Below are 16,260 nucleotides of genomic sequence, written 5' to 3'. Positions count from 1 at the left end.
GCGGACGTGCCGATGCGGCAGTCTGAAGGGCATGGACCTGCTCATCGCCGAAGAACTTCTGCTGCTCGGCTACACGCCGAAGGGCAAGCCGCTGGTCAACCTGGAGCTGCTTGACTACACGCTCAGCGCGGGCGTGCTCGCCGAGCTCATGATCCTGTCCCGGATCGAATTACGCGACGGGCGGATCGTCGTGACGGACTCCGCTCCCGCCGGTGACGCCGAGCTGGACCAGACCCTCGACCGGCTCTCCATGCGCGAGCAGCCGCCGCCGTTCGAGGACTGGTGGCCCGCCATGTACACGCCCGAGCGGCGGGCGCGCCTGCTGGAGCGGCTCGCCCAGCGCGGCGCGATCACCGCCGAGACCCGGACGTACCTGAAGCTGATCAAGGAGGAGCTGTTCCCCGAGGCCGACCCGGCGGCCCGCGAGTCGGTACGGCGGCGCGTGCTCGCCGCGCTGGAGCCGGGGGCGGACGAGCCCGACCGGCGCACGGTGGCGCTCGTCTCGCTGGCGCACGCCGCGCGGCTCATCGCCAAGGCGCTGCCGAAGGCGGACCGCAGGCGGGCGGCCGAGCTGGCCGCCCGTGACCGGCTGGGCGGCCTGGTCGCGGTGGCGTTCAAGCAGGCCGCCGGCGAGAGCGTGGGCAAGCTGGTCAGGGGCGGTGGCCTGGCCGGCTGACCGCGGCCGGGCGCGTGCGGCCGGCCCGGCCCGCCGGGCCCGATCAGGCGGGCCCGATCAGGCGGGCGCGGCTCACGGCCCCGATCGGCCCAGCCTGGTCTGCAGGCCGTCGAGGACGCGCTGGAGCCCGTACTCGAAGGTCTCCTCGTTGCTGCCGGAGGTGTCGCCGCCGCGCTGCGCGGCGTAGCGGGCACGCAGGCGCGGGAAGTCCTGGACCGCCCGCTCGGCCGCGGGCCACAGCCTCTCGGTCAACTCCTGCTCGCTCTGCCCGCTGCGCGCGACCATGGACAGCCAGGCGGCCTCGCCGGTCGAGACCCCCACCACGTACGCCGTGACCGTGGTCACCGCCATGTCGGCCTCGGCCGGCGGGAACCCGGCGTCCTCCATGACGCCCAGCATGAACTCGCTCTGCCGCAGCATGTTGGGCCCGAGATAGGCCAGCCCCGCCTCGCCGAGCTTGGCGGCCAGCCACGGGTGGCGCAGGATCGTCGCGCGCAGGGCGCGGGCCACCTCGCTCATCGTCGCCCGCCACTCGCCGGTGCCGGGCAGCGGCAGCTCGCCGTGGACGGCGTCGAGCGCCAGCTCCAGCAACTCGTCCTTGTTCGCCACGTGGCGGTAGAGCGAGGTGGCACCGGCGCCGAGCCGGCTGCCCAGGCGGCGCATGCTGAGGTTGTCGGCGCCCTCCTCGTCGAGCAGGCGCACCGCCTCTGCCACGATGCTCTCGCGGGTGAGCAGCGGCTGCTGGCGCTCCTTGCGGGGGCGGGCCCACACCGAGGGGATCTGCTTGTCGTCTTCGGGCATGAGGGGCTCCTTTCTCCCCCCTACCTTAGGGTACAGCGTGCGCGACATGCGTACACCGGACACCACCTACGCCTGCCGCTGCGCGTGCTGCGGTGAGCACCCGGCTCAGTGCTTCATCTTCCGCGTCTCGGGGCCGTAGCCGAGCGTGCCCATCATCCCCTGCTCCTGGTGGTAGAGGTTGTGGCAGTGGAACATCCACTCGCCGGGGTTGTCGGCGCGCACGTCGATGTTCAGGCGCTCGCGCGGCAGGATGTTCACGGTGTCCTTGCGCGGCCCCCGCGGGCCCGGCGACGTCCGCACCTGGAAGGTGTGGCCGTGCAGGTGCATCGGGTGCCACATGGGCGACTGGTTGTCGAGCACGATCCTGATCGTCTCGCCGCGCTCCACCTGCAGGCGCATCGGGTCGGCGGCCAGGCGGTCGTTGAGCGTCCACTCGTTGCCCGACGGGCGCATGCCGAGCGTCACGGTGACGCTCCTCGACGGGCGCGGGAGCGTGTCCGCCTGCCGGGACGTGAGGTCGGCGTACCGCAGCATTCGCTGGGACAGCTCGCGCAGCCGCACGTCGCTGCGGGGCGCCGCCGCCCGGGGCGAGGTGCGCACGATCGCGAACGCCCGCGCCCGCTTCCCCTCCGCCTCCGCCACCAGCGGGAACGCCCCGTCGTCGAGCCGGACGAGGAAGTCGTAGCGCTCGCCCATGCCGATGAGGAACGTGTCCACGGAGACCGGCGCGCACGGGAACCCGTCGGTGTGCGTCACGGCCATGCGGTGGCCGCCCAGCGCCACCCGGAACGCGGTGTCGGCCGCCGCGTTGATCACCCGGAACCTGACGATCCGCCCCGGCTTGCTGACGAACACCTCCGGCGTCTCCGCCGCCCGGCCGTTGACCAGATGGTACGGATGGCGCAGCTCGCCCACGACGCCGCCGAGCAGGGTGCTGCGCAGCGTGTCGTCGTGCGCGGTGCTGGCGTTCAGCCGCCGCAGCGCGTCGTCCGGGGTGCCGCCCACGCCGTCCACCCAGTCGTCGAGCACGACCGTGAACTCCTGGTCGTAGCCGAGCGGCTCGTGCGGGTCGGCCACGATCAGCGGGCCGTACAGGCCGCGGTCGTTCTGCATGCCGACGTGCGAGTGGTAGAAGTACGTGCCCGGGTCGGGGACGGTGAACACGTAGTCGAAGGTCCCGCCCGGCTGGACCGCCTTCTGCGTGTAGCCGGGGGCGCCGTCCATGCGGGCGTCGAGCCTGATGCCGTGCCAGTGCACGGTGGTCTCCGCGGGCAGGCCGTTGACCAGCTTGGCGCGTACGAGCCCGCCGGCCGTGGCCTCGATGCGCGGGCCGGGGAGCAGGCCGTCGTAGGTCCAGGTGGTGACGGTGCGCGGGCCGATCGAGACCTTGGCGGGCTTGGCCCGCAGCACCGCGCCCCGGTGCGGCCTCCTGGCCGTGGCACCTGCCGCCGGGCGGCCTGCCGCCACTGGGACCGCGCCTGCCAGCGCGGCGAACATGCCGGTCACGAACAACCTGCGGGACAAGCCCCGATACGAACCATTCATTGCGGATCCCCCCATTCACCTGGCAAGGTAACGGAGAGTGATCACGAATGCCGCGCGCCACGCTGCAGATCGACCAGGTCCTGGCGGCGTCGTGGAGCCGCGCACTCCCAGGGGCGCAGGGAGGTGGAAGCGGCGGCCGGGCCCACCGGGACGGTGAGCCGGGAACTCACCTATTGATCGGGCGGCCGGTGCGAAATATGGTGTTAATCGTTTAACATCGGCCGGCGGCCAACAGATGAAGACTTCCCTCTTCCTGCCTGTATCCCGAGATCCAGCGAACAGAATCCCCCATAACTCTGTAGGGAATGCTAGGTTATTCGACTAATATGAGACCAACAGCGCGACAAGTGGCCGAGCTGGCGAACGTGTCAGTGGCGACCGTCTCCTACGTCCTCAGCGGCAAGGACCGTCCCGTCGCCGCCGAGACCAGGAAGCGGGTGCTCGACGCCGCCAGGCAGCTCGGCTACACCCCCAACCAGGCGGCCAGGAGCCTGCGCAAACGCCGCACCCAGCGCGTCTGCCTGGTGCTGAGCTCGTTCGGTGGCGTGCCCACCGACGCGCGGCTGGCCACGGACCTGCACGAGATGGCCGACGCGCGCGGCTACTCGGTGGTCACGCTCTCCGTCTACGACGAGGCCCGCGCCCAGGCGGCCGTCGAGGTGCTGCGCGGCGGCATCGCCGACGGCGCGCTGATCCGCCTCACCGGCGGCAACCTGGAGCACGGCCTGCTCGGCGGGCTGGCCGACACCGGGCTGCCGATGGTGGTGATGAGCAACGGCAGCGGGCTGGAGGGCTGTGACGTCGTCCGCACCCCCGAGATGGAGGCGTGCGCCGAGGCCGTCGAGCACCTGCTCACCACCGGCAGGCGGCGCGTGGCGTTCATGGGGCAGCGGTACGAGGTCTACAGCGACAAGCCCGAGGGACGGCTGCTCGGCTACCTCACCGCCCTGGAACGGCACGGCGTGACCGAGCGCGTCGTCACCGGCGGCGCGGACGACCGCGTGGCCGCGTACCAGACGGCGACCGAGCTGCTCAGCTCGCCCGACCGGCCCGACGCCATCTTCGCCGCCTCCGACCGGGCGGCGATCAGCGCGATCTGGGCCGCCAGGGACCTCGGGCTCAGCGTGCCGGGCGACGTCGCGATCGTCGGTGTCGGCAACATCGACGAGGGTCTCATCAGCAATCCGCAGCTCAGCACCGTCGGTCCGCTCCGCCACGACTACACCGACGTCGTACGCCTGCTCTTCGACCGCCTCCAGGCCGAGGAGCCGCCACCCGCCCGCGAGATCGTCCGCTCGTGGACCTTCGTGCGGCGGGGCTCGTCCTAGAAGGGAATCCGCCAGATGTCCTCCCACCCCTCACGCCGTGACCTGTTCCGCCTCGCCGGGGCCGCCGCCGCCGTCCCGGTCCTGTCGTCGTGCGCGGGCGCGCCGGCCACGCAGGGCGCCGCGCCGGGCACCTTCACGGTCTACTGGAACGCCGGCCACGACTACCAGGCCTACCGCAAGGTGATCGCCGAGTTCGAGCAGGCCAACAAGGTCAAGGTCAACCTGCAGAAGTACCAGTGGCCCGACCTGCGGACCAGGCTGCTGGCCGACTTCGCCTCCGGCACCGTGCCCGACCTGGTGGAGGAGCCCGGCGGGTGGGTGCAGGAGTTCGCCGTGTCCGGCAACGCGCGCTCGCTGCAGGACTTCGTCGACCGCGACGGCCAGGCGATGGGCTTCCCCGCCGACTGGCAGCCGGTGACCGTGGAGCGCAACTCGTACCAGGGCAAGGTCTACGGGGTCCAGCTCCACCTGACCTGCAACACCCTCGTCCACAACCAGGGCATGCTGCGCGAGGCCGGCGTGGAGGTGCCGACCACCTGGGAGGAGTTCCTCGACGCGGCCAGGAAGCTGACCAAGGACGGCGTGTACGGCGTCGCGCTCAACCAGGACTACACCTACATGTGGCCGTGGATGGTGCAGGCCGGCGTCACCCCGTACGACCTGGAGACCAAGGCGATCATGGAACCGCGCGCGGACGCGGTCGCCGCCCTGCAGTTCCAGGCCGATCTCGTCCACAAGCACAAGGTGGCCCCCGTGCCGACGGCGGGCACCGACTACTCCGGCCCGCAGAAGCTGTTCTCCGCCAAGCGCGCCGGGATGATCTTCACGGGACCGTGGGACCTCGACCCCATCAGGAAGACCAGCGCCGACATCGAGCTCGGCGTCGCGCCGCCGCTGAGGAACAAGACGGCGGCCACCCAGGCGGCCGGCGTCAGCATGTTCGTGCCCGCCAAGGCCACCAGGCCCGAGCTGTCGTGGGACTTCATCAAGCGCATCACGGCCCTGCAGGTCGAGCAGGCCGCCACCAAGGAGACCGGCATGCTCATGCCGCGCAGGTCGTGGGTGGACCTGCCCGAGGTGCAGTCCGACCCCGTCACCAAGGTCTTCGCCGACGCGCTGCCCACCGCCAGGGACTCCTCCCAGGAGGTGCGCCTGACCGGGCAGCTCGGCAAGTGGGAGGAGCAGCTCAAGGTCATGTACCAGCAGGTGCTCATCCAGAACAAGCCGGCCGCCGAGGCGCTCGACGCCTTCGTCAAGGCGGCGGAGGGCTTCCTCAAGTGAGGGCCCGCACGCTTCAGGGCCGCCATGCCAGGACGGCCTACCTGTTCCTCCTCCCGGCGATCCTGTTCTTCGCGGCCTTCTTCTACCTGCCGATCGGCAACGTGGTGGCCACCGGCTTCCGTACCGGGCCGATGGCCGACCAGTGGACGGGCCTGGGCAACTACACCCAGGCCCTGGCCGACCCGGCCGTGCGGCACTCGTTCCTGGTCACGGCGGGCTTCTCGGTGATGGTGGTGATCGGCTCGATCGTGCTCGGGCTGGCCCTGGCGCTGGCCATCGACCAGCCGCTCAAGGGGCGGGTGGTGTTCCGGGTGGTGCTGCTCGTGCCGTACCTGACCTCCGTCGCGATCGTCGGGCTGCTGTGGCGCAACATCCTCGACCCCGAGCTCGGCGTGCTGAACCGGGTGCTGATGGCGGCCGGCCTGCCCGCGCAGCAGTGGCTGAACACCGCGCCGCTGCTCACGATCGCCGCCGTCACGCTCTGGCAGAGCGTCGGCTACACGATGGTGCTGTTCCTGGCCGGGCTGCAGGGCATCCCGGAGACGTACCACGAGGCCGCGAAGATCGACGGGGCGGACGCCTGGCACCGTTTCTGGCGGATCACGCTGCCGCTGCTCGCGCCGACCACGCTGTTCGTGTCGGTGATGGCGGTCATCTCGGGGCTGCAGGCGTTCGGGCAGGCGTACATCATCACCGGCGGCGGCCCCGGCGACGCCACCGACCTGTCGGTCTTCCACATCTTCAACGTCGCCTTCCGCACCAGGGACTTCGGCTACTCCTCGGCGCAGTCGGTGCTGCTGCTGATCGTGATCGTGGCGTTCACCGTGATCCAGCTCAGGGCCGGGCGGCGCGGGGAGGTGACGTACTGATGCTGCGCAAGCCGCTGCTCTACACGCTGCTCGGGCTGGCCTCGCTGATCACGGTCGTGCCGCTGCTCTACATGCTCTCGCTCTCCCTGCAGACGGAGGCCGAGACGCTGTCGGCCGAGGCCGTGCTCGTGCCGGAGTCGCCGCAGTGGGGCAACTACGCCGAGCTGTTCACCCGGGCGCCGTTCGGCGACTTCATCGTCAACAGCCTGGTCGTGGCCGGGGCCATCACGCTGGCGCATCTGGTGTTCGACCCGCTGGTCGGGTACGTGTTCGCCAAGTTCCGCTTCCCGCTGCGCAACACGCTGTTCGTGGCGCTGCTGGCCACGCTGATGGTGCCGTTCTTCGTGCGGATGATCCCGCTGTACGTGCTCATGGCCAACCTGGGCTGGCTGAACACCTACCAGGGGCTCATCACGCCGTTCCTGATGGACGCGTTCGGCATCTTCCTCATGCGGCAGTTCATCCAGCCCATCCCCGACGACCTGATCAACGCGGCGCGCATCGACGGGGCCTCCGAGCTGCGCGTCTACTGGAGCGTCATCCTCCCGCAGACGCGGCCCGCGCTGGCCGTGCTCGGGCTGTTCACGTTCGTCTTCCAGTGGAACGAGTTCCTCTGGCCGCTGGTCGCCACATCCACGCCCGAGATGCGCACCATCCCGGTCGGGCTCACCCTGTTCAACCAGGAGTACTTCACGCTGTGGCACCTCACGGCGGCCGGCTCGGTGATCCTCTTCGTGCCCACCGCCGTCCTGTTCGTCCTCACCCAGAGATACTTCGTCCGGGGCATCGCCCTGACCGGCCTGAAATAAGGAGTCTTCCGTCTTGCGCCCGAACGTGATCGTCGTCTTCACCGACCAGCAGCGGTGGGACACCGTCGGCCCCTTCACCCCGAACCTCGACGCCATGGCAAGGCGCGGCACGCAGGCCACGGTCGCGCTCACCCCGCAGCCGGTGTGCGCCCCCGCCCGTGCGGCGATCCAGACGGGCCGCTACCCGACCACGACCGGCGTCTACCGCAACGGCCGCGTGCTGCCCCCCGAGGAGCGCACGCTGGCCCACCACTTCGGCGCGGCCGGCTACGCCACCGGCTACATCGGCAAGTGGCACCTGGCCGGCACCGAGCCGGTGCCCGAGGACCGGCGCGGCGGCTACCGGTCGTGGCTGGCCGCCAACGCCCTGGAGCACACCTCCGACGCGTACCGGACCATCGTCTACGACGAGGCGAACGAGCCCGTCCTGCTGCCCGGCTACCGCTCCGACGCGCTCGTGGACGCGGCGGTCCGCTTCGTGGCCGACCACGCCGGCGAGCCGTTCTACCTGTTCCTGTCGTTCCTGGAGCCGCACCACCAGAACGAGGTGGACAACTACCCGGCCCCCGACGGCTACGAGGAGCGCTACCAGGGCCGCTGGATGCCGCCGGACCTGGCCGCGCTCGGCGGCACCGCCCACCAGCACATGGGCGGCTACCTCGGGCAGGTCAAGCGCCTGGACGAAGGGCTCGGGCGGCTGCTGGACGCGCTGCGCAGCATGGACCTGCTGGACGACACGATCGTGGCGTACACCTCCGACCACGGCAACCACTTCAAGACGCGCAACGGCGAGTACAAGCGTTCCTGCCACGACGCTTCCCTGCGCGTGCCGCTCGCGCTGCGCGGCCCGGGCTTCGACGGCGGCGGCGCCATCTCCCGCCCGGTCAGCACCCTCGACCTGCCGCCCACGCTGCTGGAGGCGGCCGGGTTGCCGGTGCCCTCCGACATGCAGGGGCGCTCGTTCCTGCCGCTGGTGCGCGACCCGCGGGGCGCGTCCTGGCCCGAGGAGGTGTTCTTCCAGGTGAGCGAGTCGGAGGTGGGGCGCGGGATCCGTACGTCGCGGTGGAAGTACTACGCCGTCGCCGAGGACGCCCACCCCTGGGACGACCCGGGCGCGCCCGCCTACCGCGAGCAGGCCCTGTACGACCTGGAGAACGACCCGCACGAGCTGGTGAACCTGGCGGGGTACGCCTCGCACGCGGGGGTGGCCGCGCAACTGCGGGAGCGGCTGGTGCGGCGGATCGCCGAGGCCGAGGGGTCTTCGCCGGCCATCGAGCCCGCGGTGGCGCGGGCGGGGCGCGAGCAGGCGATGCCCGACCCGGAGGTCCGCCTCCGCGGCCCCGAGCCCGTCCGGTACGGCCACCAGCCCCGCCCCGCCTCCTGACCGGCCAGGACACGGCCCTTCCGCCAAGAACCAGGCCAAAGGCACAGATGCCCCGAAACGCATGAATGGTTCACGTGGTAGGGAAGAGTGACCACGTATCCGTTGCATCACGGACCCTGGAACGTCGCACGTCGAGGTGAGGAACCGCATGTCCATTTCGCTCCCGTCCACCGGCACGCTGGCCATCGGCGGCAAGACCGTGCACCGCCTCGGCTACGGGGCCATGAGCCTGACGGGGCCGGGCGTCTGGGGGCCGCCCGCCGACCGCGACGCGGCCGTCCGGGTGCTGCGCCGGGTCGTCGAGCTGGGCGTGAACTTCATCGACACGGCCGACTCGTACGGCCCGTACGTCAACGAGGAGCTCATCCGCGAGGCCCTGCACCCGTACCCGGAGGGGCTGCTGATCGCCACCAAGGCCGGCTTCGTCCGCACCGGGCCGAGCCAGTGGCACCCGGTGGGACGGCCCGAGTACCTGCGGCAGGAGGTCGAGATGAGCCTGCGCAGGCTCGGCGTGGAGCGGCTCGACCTGCTGCAGCTCCACCGCATCGACCCGCGGGTCCCGCTGGAGGACCAGGTCGGCGAGCTCGGCGCGCTCCGCGACGAGGGCAAGATCGCCGAGATCGGCCTGTCGGAGGTGAGCGTGGAGGAGCTGGAGCGGGCGCGGCGCGTCACCGGCATCGTCTCCGTGCAGAACCGCTACAACCTCACCAACCGCTTCTCCGAGCCGGTCCTCGACCACTGCACGGAGCAGGGCATCGTCTTCATCCCCTACAGCCCCGTCGCCAAGGGCGCCCTGACGGGGCCGGGCAGCCCGGTGGAGCACGTGGCCAAGGCGCTCGGCGCCACGCCGTCGCAGGTCAGCCTGGCCTGGCTGCTGGCCAGGTCGCCGATGGTGCTGCCCATCCCCGGCACGTCCTCGATCGTGCACCTGGAGGAGAACCTGGGCGCCTCGACCGTGGGGCTGACGGCCGAGCAGCTGAGCGAGCTGGGCTGAAGGGAAGGGCCGGCCCCCAGGCGCGGAGGGCCGGCCCCGGTCTTTCAGCGGGTCAGCCCAGGCCGTTCCGCATGGCCGTGATCAGCTCGCCGTTCGTCGTGTCGCCGCTGAGCTCCCAGAAGAACGCGCCGCCGAGGCCCTGGTTCTTCGAGTAGCTCATCTTGCCGCCGATCGTGGCCGGGGTGTCGTAGCTCCACCACTGGTTGCCGCAGTGCGCGTACGCCGTGCCGGCGACCGTGCCCGTGGCGGGGCAGCGGGTCTTGAGCACCTTGTAGTCCTCGATGCCCTGCTCGTACGTGCCCGGCGCGGGACCCGTGGCCGTGCCGCCGGGCGCGGCCTGCGTGACGCCGGTCCAGCCGCGGCCGTAGAAGCCGATGCCGAGCAGCAGCTTGCTCGCCGGCACGCCCTTGCTCCTGAGCTTCTGGATCGCGCTGTCGGAGTGGAAGCCGGCGATCGGGATGCCGTTGTAGGAGGTGAGCGGCGAGTGCGGGGCCGTCGGGCCCTGGGCCGCCCAGGCGCCGAAGAAGTCGTAGGTCATGACGTTGTACCAGTCGACGTACTGCGCCGCGCCGCCGTAGTCGGCCGCGTCGATCTTGCCGCCGTCGGTGCCGTCGGCGGTGATCGCGGCGGTGACCAGGTTGCCGGAGCCGAAGCGGGCGCGCAGCGCCGACATCAGGTTCCTGAACGCGGCCGGGCCGCTGGTGTCGCAGGTCAGGCCGCAGGCGTTCGGGTACTCCCAGTCGATGTCGATGCCGTCGAACACGTCGGCCCAGCGCGGGTCCTCGACCAGCCGGTAGCAGGACTCGGCGAACGCGGCCGGGTTCTGCGCGGCCTGGCCGAAGCCGCCGGACCAGGTCCAGCCGCCGAAGGAGAAGAGCACCTTCAGGTTCGGGTACTTCTTCTTGAGCTTGCGGAGCTGGTTGAAGTTGCCGCGCAGCGCGCCGGCGTCCCACGTGTCGGCGACGCCGTCCACGCTCTCGCCCGCCTGGTAGAAGCGGTCGTAGTCGGCGTAGCTGTCGCCGATCGTGCACTGGCCGTTCTGCACGTTGCCGAAGGCGTAGTTGATGTGGGTGAGCTTGGCCGCCGAGCCGCTGGTGTCGATGTTCTTGACGTGGTAGGCGCGCTGGTAGACGCCCCACTGCACGAAGTAGCCGAGCACCTTGTTCCCGCCGCCGTTGCCGCCCGTGGTCGTGGCGTTGACGGTGTTGCCGGCGGCGGAGCGGTTGCCGGCGGCGTCGCGGGCGCGGACGGTGTAGCTGTAGGCGGTGTTGGCGGTCAGGCCGGTGTCGGTGTGGGTGGTGCCGGTGACGGTGGTGACGAGGGTGCCGCCGCGGTAGATCTCGTAGCCGGTGACGGCGACGTTGTCGGTGGAGGCGTCCCAGGCGAGGGTGACGCTGCTGTTGGAGACGCCGGTGGAGCGGAGGTTGCCCGGCACGGTCGGCGCGGTGGTGTCGGTGCCGCCGCCGGTCGCGACCTTCCACAGGGCCGGCACGTTCGGGGGCTCCCAGCCGGGCTGGGAGGTGTGGGCCTGCAGGCATTCGTACTCGACGCCGTTGTACGTGACGCGCGCTCCCGCCGCGTACGCCGTCCAGGCCGCCCAGTCGGCGGCGGCGACCCGCACGGCCGAGGAGGCGGAGGCCGTCGGCGGGGCGACGACCGCCGCGGTGAGCGGCAGCGCCAGCGCCGCCAGCCCGGCGAGGACCTTGCTCAGGATGGTGTGTCTCATGATGCTCCGACATCCGTTGGGGGGTGTATGGGGGGTGGGATGCCTAGGAAACTATTAGTAAAGTTTCCTTTTAGTTATGGGCCGACGGTATCCCCACCCTGCGGAACGAGTCAATACATGTCACCCAGATCGTGAAATCGCCCAGTAAAGCGGAGTAGCGCTTCGTGCGCGCCGATAACGGTTGCGGAACGGACACTGACGTTCCGTACGCGCATCCCTCAGCATGGGGGTGTGGCAGGGATGACCGCCTGGCGGCGGGAAGCTGAACGCCGGGGACCGTACGTCGCCCGAGCGGTGGCGGAGCTGAGGTCGTGGCCGGCGCTGGCGGTGAGCGACGGCCGGCGCGGCACGACGTTCGCCGTGCACGGCACCGAGATCGTCCGGCTCGCCGGCCGCGACGAGGTGCGGGTGCGCCTGACGGCCCCGGCCATCGACCGGCTGCGGCCCTACCTGAGCACGTGCGAGCAGGTGCAGGCGTGCGAGGACCAGGCCTGGGTGGCCGTGTACGTGGACGCCGAGCCGGACCTGGAGCTGCTGCTCGCGCTGACCAGTGTGGCGATCAAGGCGCACGTGCCCTGAGAGGCGTGACGGCCCGCCGGGTGGGGGAGGTTGCTGGGTGGCGGCGAACCCCGGAGGAGGTCGGTCATGGCGGTGTTACTGCTCGGGACCCTCGACACGAAGGGCGCGGAGTACGCCTTCGTCCGTGACCTCGTCACGGCGGCGGGGCAGGAGGTCGTGCTGCTCGACGCGGGCGTCATGGGCGATCCGGCCCCGGGCGCGGGCCCGGTTCCCGACATCGGCGCGGAGGCCGTCGCGGAGGCGGGCGGCACCAGCCTCGATCGGCTCAGGAGCGACGGCGATCGCGGCGCCGCCCTGGGGGTGATGGCCGCCGGGGCCGCGAAGATCGTCCGGGACCTGTGGGAGCGCGGCCGGGTGAGCGGCGTGCTGGCGCTCGGCGGCAGCGGCGGCTCCTCGATCGCGGCGGCCGCCATGGCGGCGCTGCCCGTCGGCGTGCCCAAACTGCTGGTCTCCACCATGGCAAGCGGCGACGTGACGCCCTACGTGGGGCAGAGCGACGTGACGCTCATGTACAGCGTCGTCGATGTCGCGGGGATCAACGCGATCTCCCGCCCGATCCTGGGCAACGCGGCGGCGGCGATCGCCGCGATGGCCGCCGCCTGCGACGCGCGCCGCCGCGAGGCCCCCCGTGGGGACAGGCCCCTGGTCGCGGCCACCATGTTCGGCGTGACCACGCCCGCCGTGAACGCCGCCAGGGCCCGGCTCGAGGAGCTGGGCTACGAGGTGGTCGTCTTCCACGCCACCGGCTCGGGCGGCCGCGCCATGGAGGCGCTGGTCAGGGACGGGTACTTCGCCGGGGTGCTCGACCTGACCACCACCGAGCTGGCCGACGAGCTCGTGGGCGGCGTGCTGTCGGCGGGGCCCGGGCGCCTGACCGCCGCGGGGGCGGCCGGCGTGCCGCAGGTCGTCAGCCTGGGCGCGGTGGACATGGTGAACTTCGGGCCGGTGGAGAGCGTGCCCGAGCGGTTCGGGCAGCGGCGGCTGCTGGTGCACAACCCGACCGTGACCCTGATGCGGACGACGGCGCGGGAGTGCGCCGCGATCGGCAGGGAGATCGGCGCGAAGCTCGCCGCGGCGACCGGGCCGGTGGCGCTGTTCGTGCCGCGCGGCGGCGTCTCGGCCGTGGACGTCGCAGGCGGCCCGTTCCACGACCCCGAGGCCGACGCCGCCTGCTTCGCGGCCGTGCTGGAGTCGGTGGCGGGCGGCGACGTCCAGGTGGTGGAGAGCGAGGACGACATCAACCAGCCCCGGTTCGCGGTCGCCGCCGCCGACCGGTTGCACGAGCTGATCCAGAAAGGGGCGGCATGAACCGCGACGAGGCACTCGGCAGGCTCAGGGCCGAGCGGAAGGCCGGCCGGCTCGTCATCGGGGCGGGCGCGGGCACCGGGCTGTCCGCCAAGGCGGCCGAGATCGGCGGCGTGGACCTGATCATCATCTACAACTCGGGCCGGTTCAGGATGGCCGGGCGCGGCTCGCTGGCGGGGCTGCTGCCGTACGGGGACGCCAACGCGATCGTGGTCGAGATGGCCGGCGAGGTGCTGCCGGTCGTCAAGGACACCCCCGTGCTGGCCGGCGTCTGCGGCACCGACCCGTTCCGGCTCATGCCGCACTTCCTCGACCAGCTCAAGGCCATGGGCTTCACCGGCGTCCAGAACTTCCCCACCGTCGGCCTCATCGACGGCGTCTTCCGGGCGAACCTGGAGGAGACCGGCATGAGCTTCGACCTGGAGATCGAGATGATCCGGCTGGCCGCCGAGCGCGGCCTGCTCACCGCCCCGTACGTGTTCACCCCCGAGCAGGCCACGGCCATGGCGCGGGCGGGCGCCGACATCATCGTGCCGCACATGGGCCTGACGACCAAGGGCAGCATCGGCGCCAGGACCGCCCTCACGCTGGACGAGTCCGCCGTGCGCGTCCAGGAGATGCGCGACGCCGCCGTGGCCGTGAACCCCGACGTCATCGTCCTGTGCCACGGCGGCCCCATCGCCGAGCCCGACGACGTCGCCTACATCCAGGCGCGCACCGTCGGCGTCGCGGGCTTCTTCGGCGCCTCCTCCATGGAGCGCCTGCCCGCCGAGCGGGCCATCGCCGACCAGTTGCGCGCCTTCAAGGCCCTCTAGAGAACGGAGCACCCATGCATCGCCGTCCTGACGACGTGCCGACCATGCTGTTCGGCTGGGGCTCGATCAAGTGGCACGTGACGCCCGGCACCGTGCCGGGCGCCTCGTCCACGTTCGGCGAGGTCGTGATCAACCCGGGCCAGGGGCACGACCGCCACCAGCATCCCTTCTCCGACGAGGTGCTCTACATCATCGAAGGGGAGGGACGGCAGACGGTCGGCGACGGGCCCGAGTTCGCGGTCACCGCCGGGGACGCCGTCTACATCCCCATGGGGACGCTGCACTCGACGTTCAACACCGGGTGGCGCCCCATGCGGATCATCGCCACGTACACGCCGGGCGGCGCCGAGGAGGCGCTGCGCGACCTGCCCGGCTTCCTGGAGCTGGCGCCCGGCGAGCATCCCACCTGGGAGGCCGTCAAGCCGGGGTGACCGGGGGCGTCCCGTGGGTGTGGAAGGAGGCGATCGTCCTCAGGCCCCACGCCTGGCCCTTGGCGCGCTCGGCCTCCGTCCACGTGATGGTCCGCCAGCCGGGGCCAGGATGAGCCTGGTCAGCGGGTGCGCGCCGCCGATGCCGTCGATCTGGCGCGGGTGGGGGCTGCCGAGGACGCGCAGGAGCAGGTCGTCGCGCTCGGCCGGGTCGCCGGGGAGGTCGTCGGCCAGGAAGTACGCGCCCTTCGAGGTGCCGCCGCGCATCAGCATGCAGCGCACACCGTCATCGGTCACCGTCGTACTCCTCGTAGGTGATGCCCAGCCCGGGCAGGCGCTCGCGCAGGCCGTACCGGTCGAGGCCGAGCTCCCCCTTCAGGAACGCCGCGCGCGTGGCGGCCTCCTTCTCCGCGCGGGCGGCGGACGCGGCGACGGCCCGGTCGAGGTCCTCGCGCGGGCAGACGAGCACGCCGTCGTCGTCGGCGAGGATCGTGTCACCCGGCCTGACGAGCTGCCCGCCGATCGTGATCGGCACGTTCACCGCGCCGGGGGTCGCCTTCACGGTGCCCTGCGCGCTGACGGCCGCGCTCCAGGCGGGGAAGCCCATGGCGCGCAGCTCGGCCACGTCGCGCACGCCCGCGTCGATCACCGCGCCGCGCACCCCGCGATGGCGCAGCGCGGTCGCGAACAGCTCGCCGAACATGCCGTCCGTGGACGGCGACGTCGTGGTGACGACCAGGATGTCGCCCTCGCGGCACTGCTCGACCGCGACGTGGATCATCAGGTTGTCGCCCGGCCAGGACAGCACGGTGACCGCGTTCCCGCCGATCCTGGCGCCCGGCCAGGCGGGGCGCAGGCCGGGGCCGAGGTAGCCGGTGCGGCCGAGGGCCTCGTGCACGGTCGCGACGCCGTACGCGGCCAGGGCGTCGATACGGCCGAGGTCGGCGCGCGGGATGCCGGTGACGACCACGTTCCTCACGACAGCACGTCCGTGACCTGCGGGTACAGCCGCATGTACGCCTCGCCCATCGTGTCGTGCGCGAGGCCGAGGTTCGGGCCCGCGTTGCGCCTGAGCTGCACGCCGCGGCGCTTGGCCAGGTCGGTGTAGTAGTCCCACATGTGCTGCTGGGCCGGCAGGCACTCCATCGCCTTGCGCTTCCTGCCGAACACGGGGGTGATGTCGAGCAGCACCTCCGGCTTGAAGTCGCACTGCTCGGGCTGGTGCGGCTCGAAGAAGAACACCGGGGGCGCGCCGAGCGGCTCGCCGGGCGCCTCGTAGCCGATGGCCTGCGCCAGCACCCGCGCCTGCAGCGCCATGCGGGCCGCGGCCGGGTGATCCCCGTTGTACGGGTCGGCCAGCGGGTGCGTCAGCACCACGTCGGGCACCACGTCGCGGTAGACCCGGACCAGCCGGTCCACCAGCTCCTGGTTCTCCACCAGGGGGTAGTCGCCCGCGTCGAGGAACTCGATCTCGGCGCCCAGCTCCACCGCGGCGTTCTCCGCCTTCTCGCGCCTGATCGCCTTGATCTCCTCCAGCGTCCTGCCCGCGCGCCACGCCTTCGCGGACTCGCCGCGCTCGCCGTAGCTGAGGCACACCACCTTGGCGCGCTCGCCGCGGCTCGTGGCCAGGGCTATCGCGCCGCCCGCGCGCCAGACGAAGTCACCGGCGTGGGCGCTGATCACCAACAGGGTACGAGAAGAGGTCACTCCGCTGACGCTA

At 71.7% G+C, this 16,260-nt stretch carries 17 protein-coding genes; 11 read left to right on the top strand and 6 right to left on the bottom strand.

What is annotated here, in order from left to right:
• Positions 1–31 precede the first annotated feature (31 nt).
• Entirely contained in the window at positions 32–676 is a 645-nt protein-coding gene (locus tag ACBJ32_RS23625; RefSeq protein ID WP_375128532.1) for a GPP34 family phosphoprotein, read from the top strand.
• 72 nt (positions 677–748) lie between these two features.
• Here the strand turns inward: ACBJ32_RS23625 and ACBJ32_RS23620 are convergent, their stop codons facing one another.
• Entirely contained in the window at positions 749–1,477 is a 729-nt protein-coding gene (locus ACBJ32_RS23620) for a TetR/AcrR family transcriptional regulator (protein ID WP_375128531.1), read from the bottom strand.
• Between the two features lie 105 nt (positions 1,478–1,582).
• A complete protein-coding gene (locus ACBJ32_RS23615) occupies positions 1,583–3,001 on the bottom strand; it encodes a multicopper oxidase family protein (RefSeq protein ID WP_375128530.1) in 1,419 nt (472 codons plus the stop codon).
• A gap of 326 nt (positions 3,002–3,327) precedes the next feature.
• Between ACBJ32_RS23615 and ACBJ32_RS23610 the strand changes: the two genes are divergently transcribed.
• The 6 genes from ACBJ32_RS23610 (at position 3,328) to ACBJ32_RS23585 (ending at position 9,687) form a co-directional block, all read left to right on the top strand.
• Positions 3,328–4,350 (top strand): LacI family DNA-binding transcriptional regulator, encoded by a 1,023-nt coding sequence (locus ACBJ32_RS23610; RefSeq protein ID WP_375128529.1) that lies wholly within the window; start codon positions 3,328–3,330, stop codon positions 4,348–4,350.
• Positions 4,351–4,365: 15 nt separating this feature from the next.
• Positions 4,366–5,631, top strand: a complete 1,266-nt coding sequence (locus tag ACBJ32_RS23605) for an extracellular solute-binding protein (protein ID WP_375128528.1) — start codon at positions 4,366–4,368, stop codon at positions 5,629–5,631.
• A complete protein-coding gene (locus ACBJ32_RS23600; RefSeq protein ID WP_375128527.1) occupies positions 5,628–6,500 on the top strand; it encodes a carbohydrate ABC transporter permease in 873 nt (290 codons plus the stop codon). Before ACBJ32_RS23605 ends, ACBJ32_RS23600 begins: the two co-directional genes overlap by 4 nt.
• A complete protein-coding gene (locus ACBJ32_RS23595; protein WP_375128526.1) occupies positions 6,500–7,309 on the top strand; it encodes a carbohydrate ABC transporter permease in 810 nt (269 codons plus the stop codon). Before ACBJ32_RS23600 ends, ACBJ32_RS23595 begins: the two co-directional genes overlap by 1 nt.
• Positions 7,310–7,322: 13 nt before the next feature.
• Positions 7,323–8,693, top strand: coding sequence for a sulfatase-like hydrolase/transferase (locus ACBJ32_RS23590; protein ID WP_375128525.1), 1,371 nt, complete (start codon positions 7,323–7,325; stop codon positions 8,691–8,693).
• 148 nt (positions 8,694–8,841) lie between these two features.
• Positions 8,842–9,687: an aldo/keto reductase gene (locus ACBJ32_RS23585; RefSeq protein ID WP_375128524.1), complete on the top strand. Its 846-nt coding sequence runs from the start codon at positions 8,842–8,844 to the stop codon at positions 9,685–9,687.
• A 52-nt stretch (positions 9,688–9,739) separates the two neighbouring features.
• Here ACBJ32_RS23585 and ACBJ32_RS23580 read toward each other — a convergent pair whose 3' ends face one another.
• Complete coding sequence (locus ACBJ32_RS23580) at positions 9,740–11,413, bottom strand: glycosyl hydrolase family 18 protein (protein ID WP_375128523.1); 1,674 nt, start codon at positions 11,411–11,413, stop codon at positions 9,740–9,742.
• A gap of 240 nt (positions 11,414–11,653) precedes the next feature.
• On the opposite strand from ACBJ32_RS23580, the gene ACBJ32_RS23575 reads away from it, so the two are divergent.
• The 4 genes from ACBJ32_RS23575 to ACBJ32_RS23560 all read left to right on the top strand — a co-directional run bounded on the left by ACBJ32_RS23575 (position 11,654) and on the right by ACBJ32_RS23560 (position 14,543).
• Positions 11,654–11,992 (top strand): luciferase family protein, encoded by a 339-nt coding sequence (locus ACBJ32_RS23575; RefSeq protein WP_375128985.1) that lies wholly within the window; start codon positions 11,654–11,656, stop codon positions 11,990–11,992.
• 66 nt (positions 11,993–12,058) lie between these two features.
• Positions 12,059–13,300, top strand: coding sequence for a Tm-1-like ATP-binding domain-containing protein (locus tag ACBJ32_RS23570; protein ID WP_375128522.1), 1,242 nt, complete (start codon positions 12,059–12,061; stop codon positions 13,298–13,300).
• On the top strand, positions 13,297–14,112 hold the full coding sequence (locus tag ACBJ32_RS23565) for a phosphoenolpyruvate hydrolase family protein (RefSeq protein WP_357871179.1): 816 nt from the start codon (positions 13,297–13,299) through the stop codon (positions 14,110–14,112). The genes ACBJ32_RS23570 and ACBJ32_RS23565 overlap by 4 nt, the downstream gene beginning before the upstream one ends.
• Before the next feature lie 14 nt (positions 14,113–14,126).
• Positions 14,127–14,543: a cupin domain-containing protein gene (locus tag ACBJ32_RS23560; RefSeq protein ID WP_375128521.1), complete on the top strand. Its 417-nt coding sequence runs from the start codon at positions 14,127–14,129 to the stop codon at positions 14,541–14,543.
• A gap of 39 nt (positions 14,544–14,582) precedes the next feature.
• Here ACBJ32_RS23560 and ACBJ32_RS23555 read toward each other — a convergent pair whose 3' ends face one another.
• Genes ACBJ32_RS23555 through ACBJ32_RS23545 form a run of 3 tightly spaced genes read right to left on the bottom strand, consistent with a single transcriptional unit; the run spans position 14,583 to position 16,247 of the window.
• Positions 14,583–14,837 carry a PrpF domain-containing protein gene (locus ACBJ32_RS23555; protein WP_375128520.1) on the bottom strand — a complete coding sequence of 85 codons (255 nt, stop codon included), beginning with the start codon at positions 14,835–14,837 and terminating at the stop codon, positions 14,583–14,585.
• Positions 14,827–15,519, bottom strand: a complete 693-nt coding sequence (locus tag ACBJ32_RS23550; protein ID WP_375128519.1) for a 4-carboxy-4-hydroxy-2-oxoadipate aldolase/oxaloacetate decarboxylase — start codon at positions 15,517–15,519, stop codon at positions 14,827–14,829. Before ACBJ32_RS23550 ends, ACBJ32_RS23555 begins: the two co-directional genes overlap by 11 nt.
• Positions 15,516–16,247 (bottom strand): PIG-L deacetylase family protein, encoded by a 732-nt coding sequence (locus ACBJ32_RS23545; protein ID WP_375128518.1) that lies wholly within the window; start codon positions 16,245–16,247, stop codon positions 15,516–15,518. Before ACBJ32_RS23545 ends, ACBJ32_RS23550 begins: the two co-directional genes overlap by 4 nt.
• Between the last annotated feature and the right edge of the window lie 13 nt (positions 16,248–16,260).

This window comes from Nonomuraea sp. GTA35 (genome assembly GCF_041950525.1).
Lineage (GTDB): Bacteria > Actinomycetota > Actinomycetes > Streptosporangiales > Streptosporangiaceae > Nonomuraea.
The sequence above is the reverse complement of the archived record's forward strand: the minus strand, read 5'-3'. Positions and strand labels throughout refer to the sequence as shown.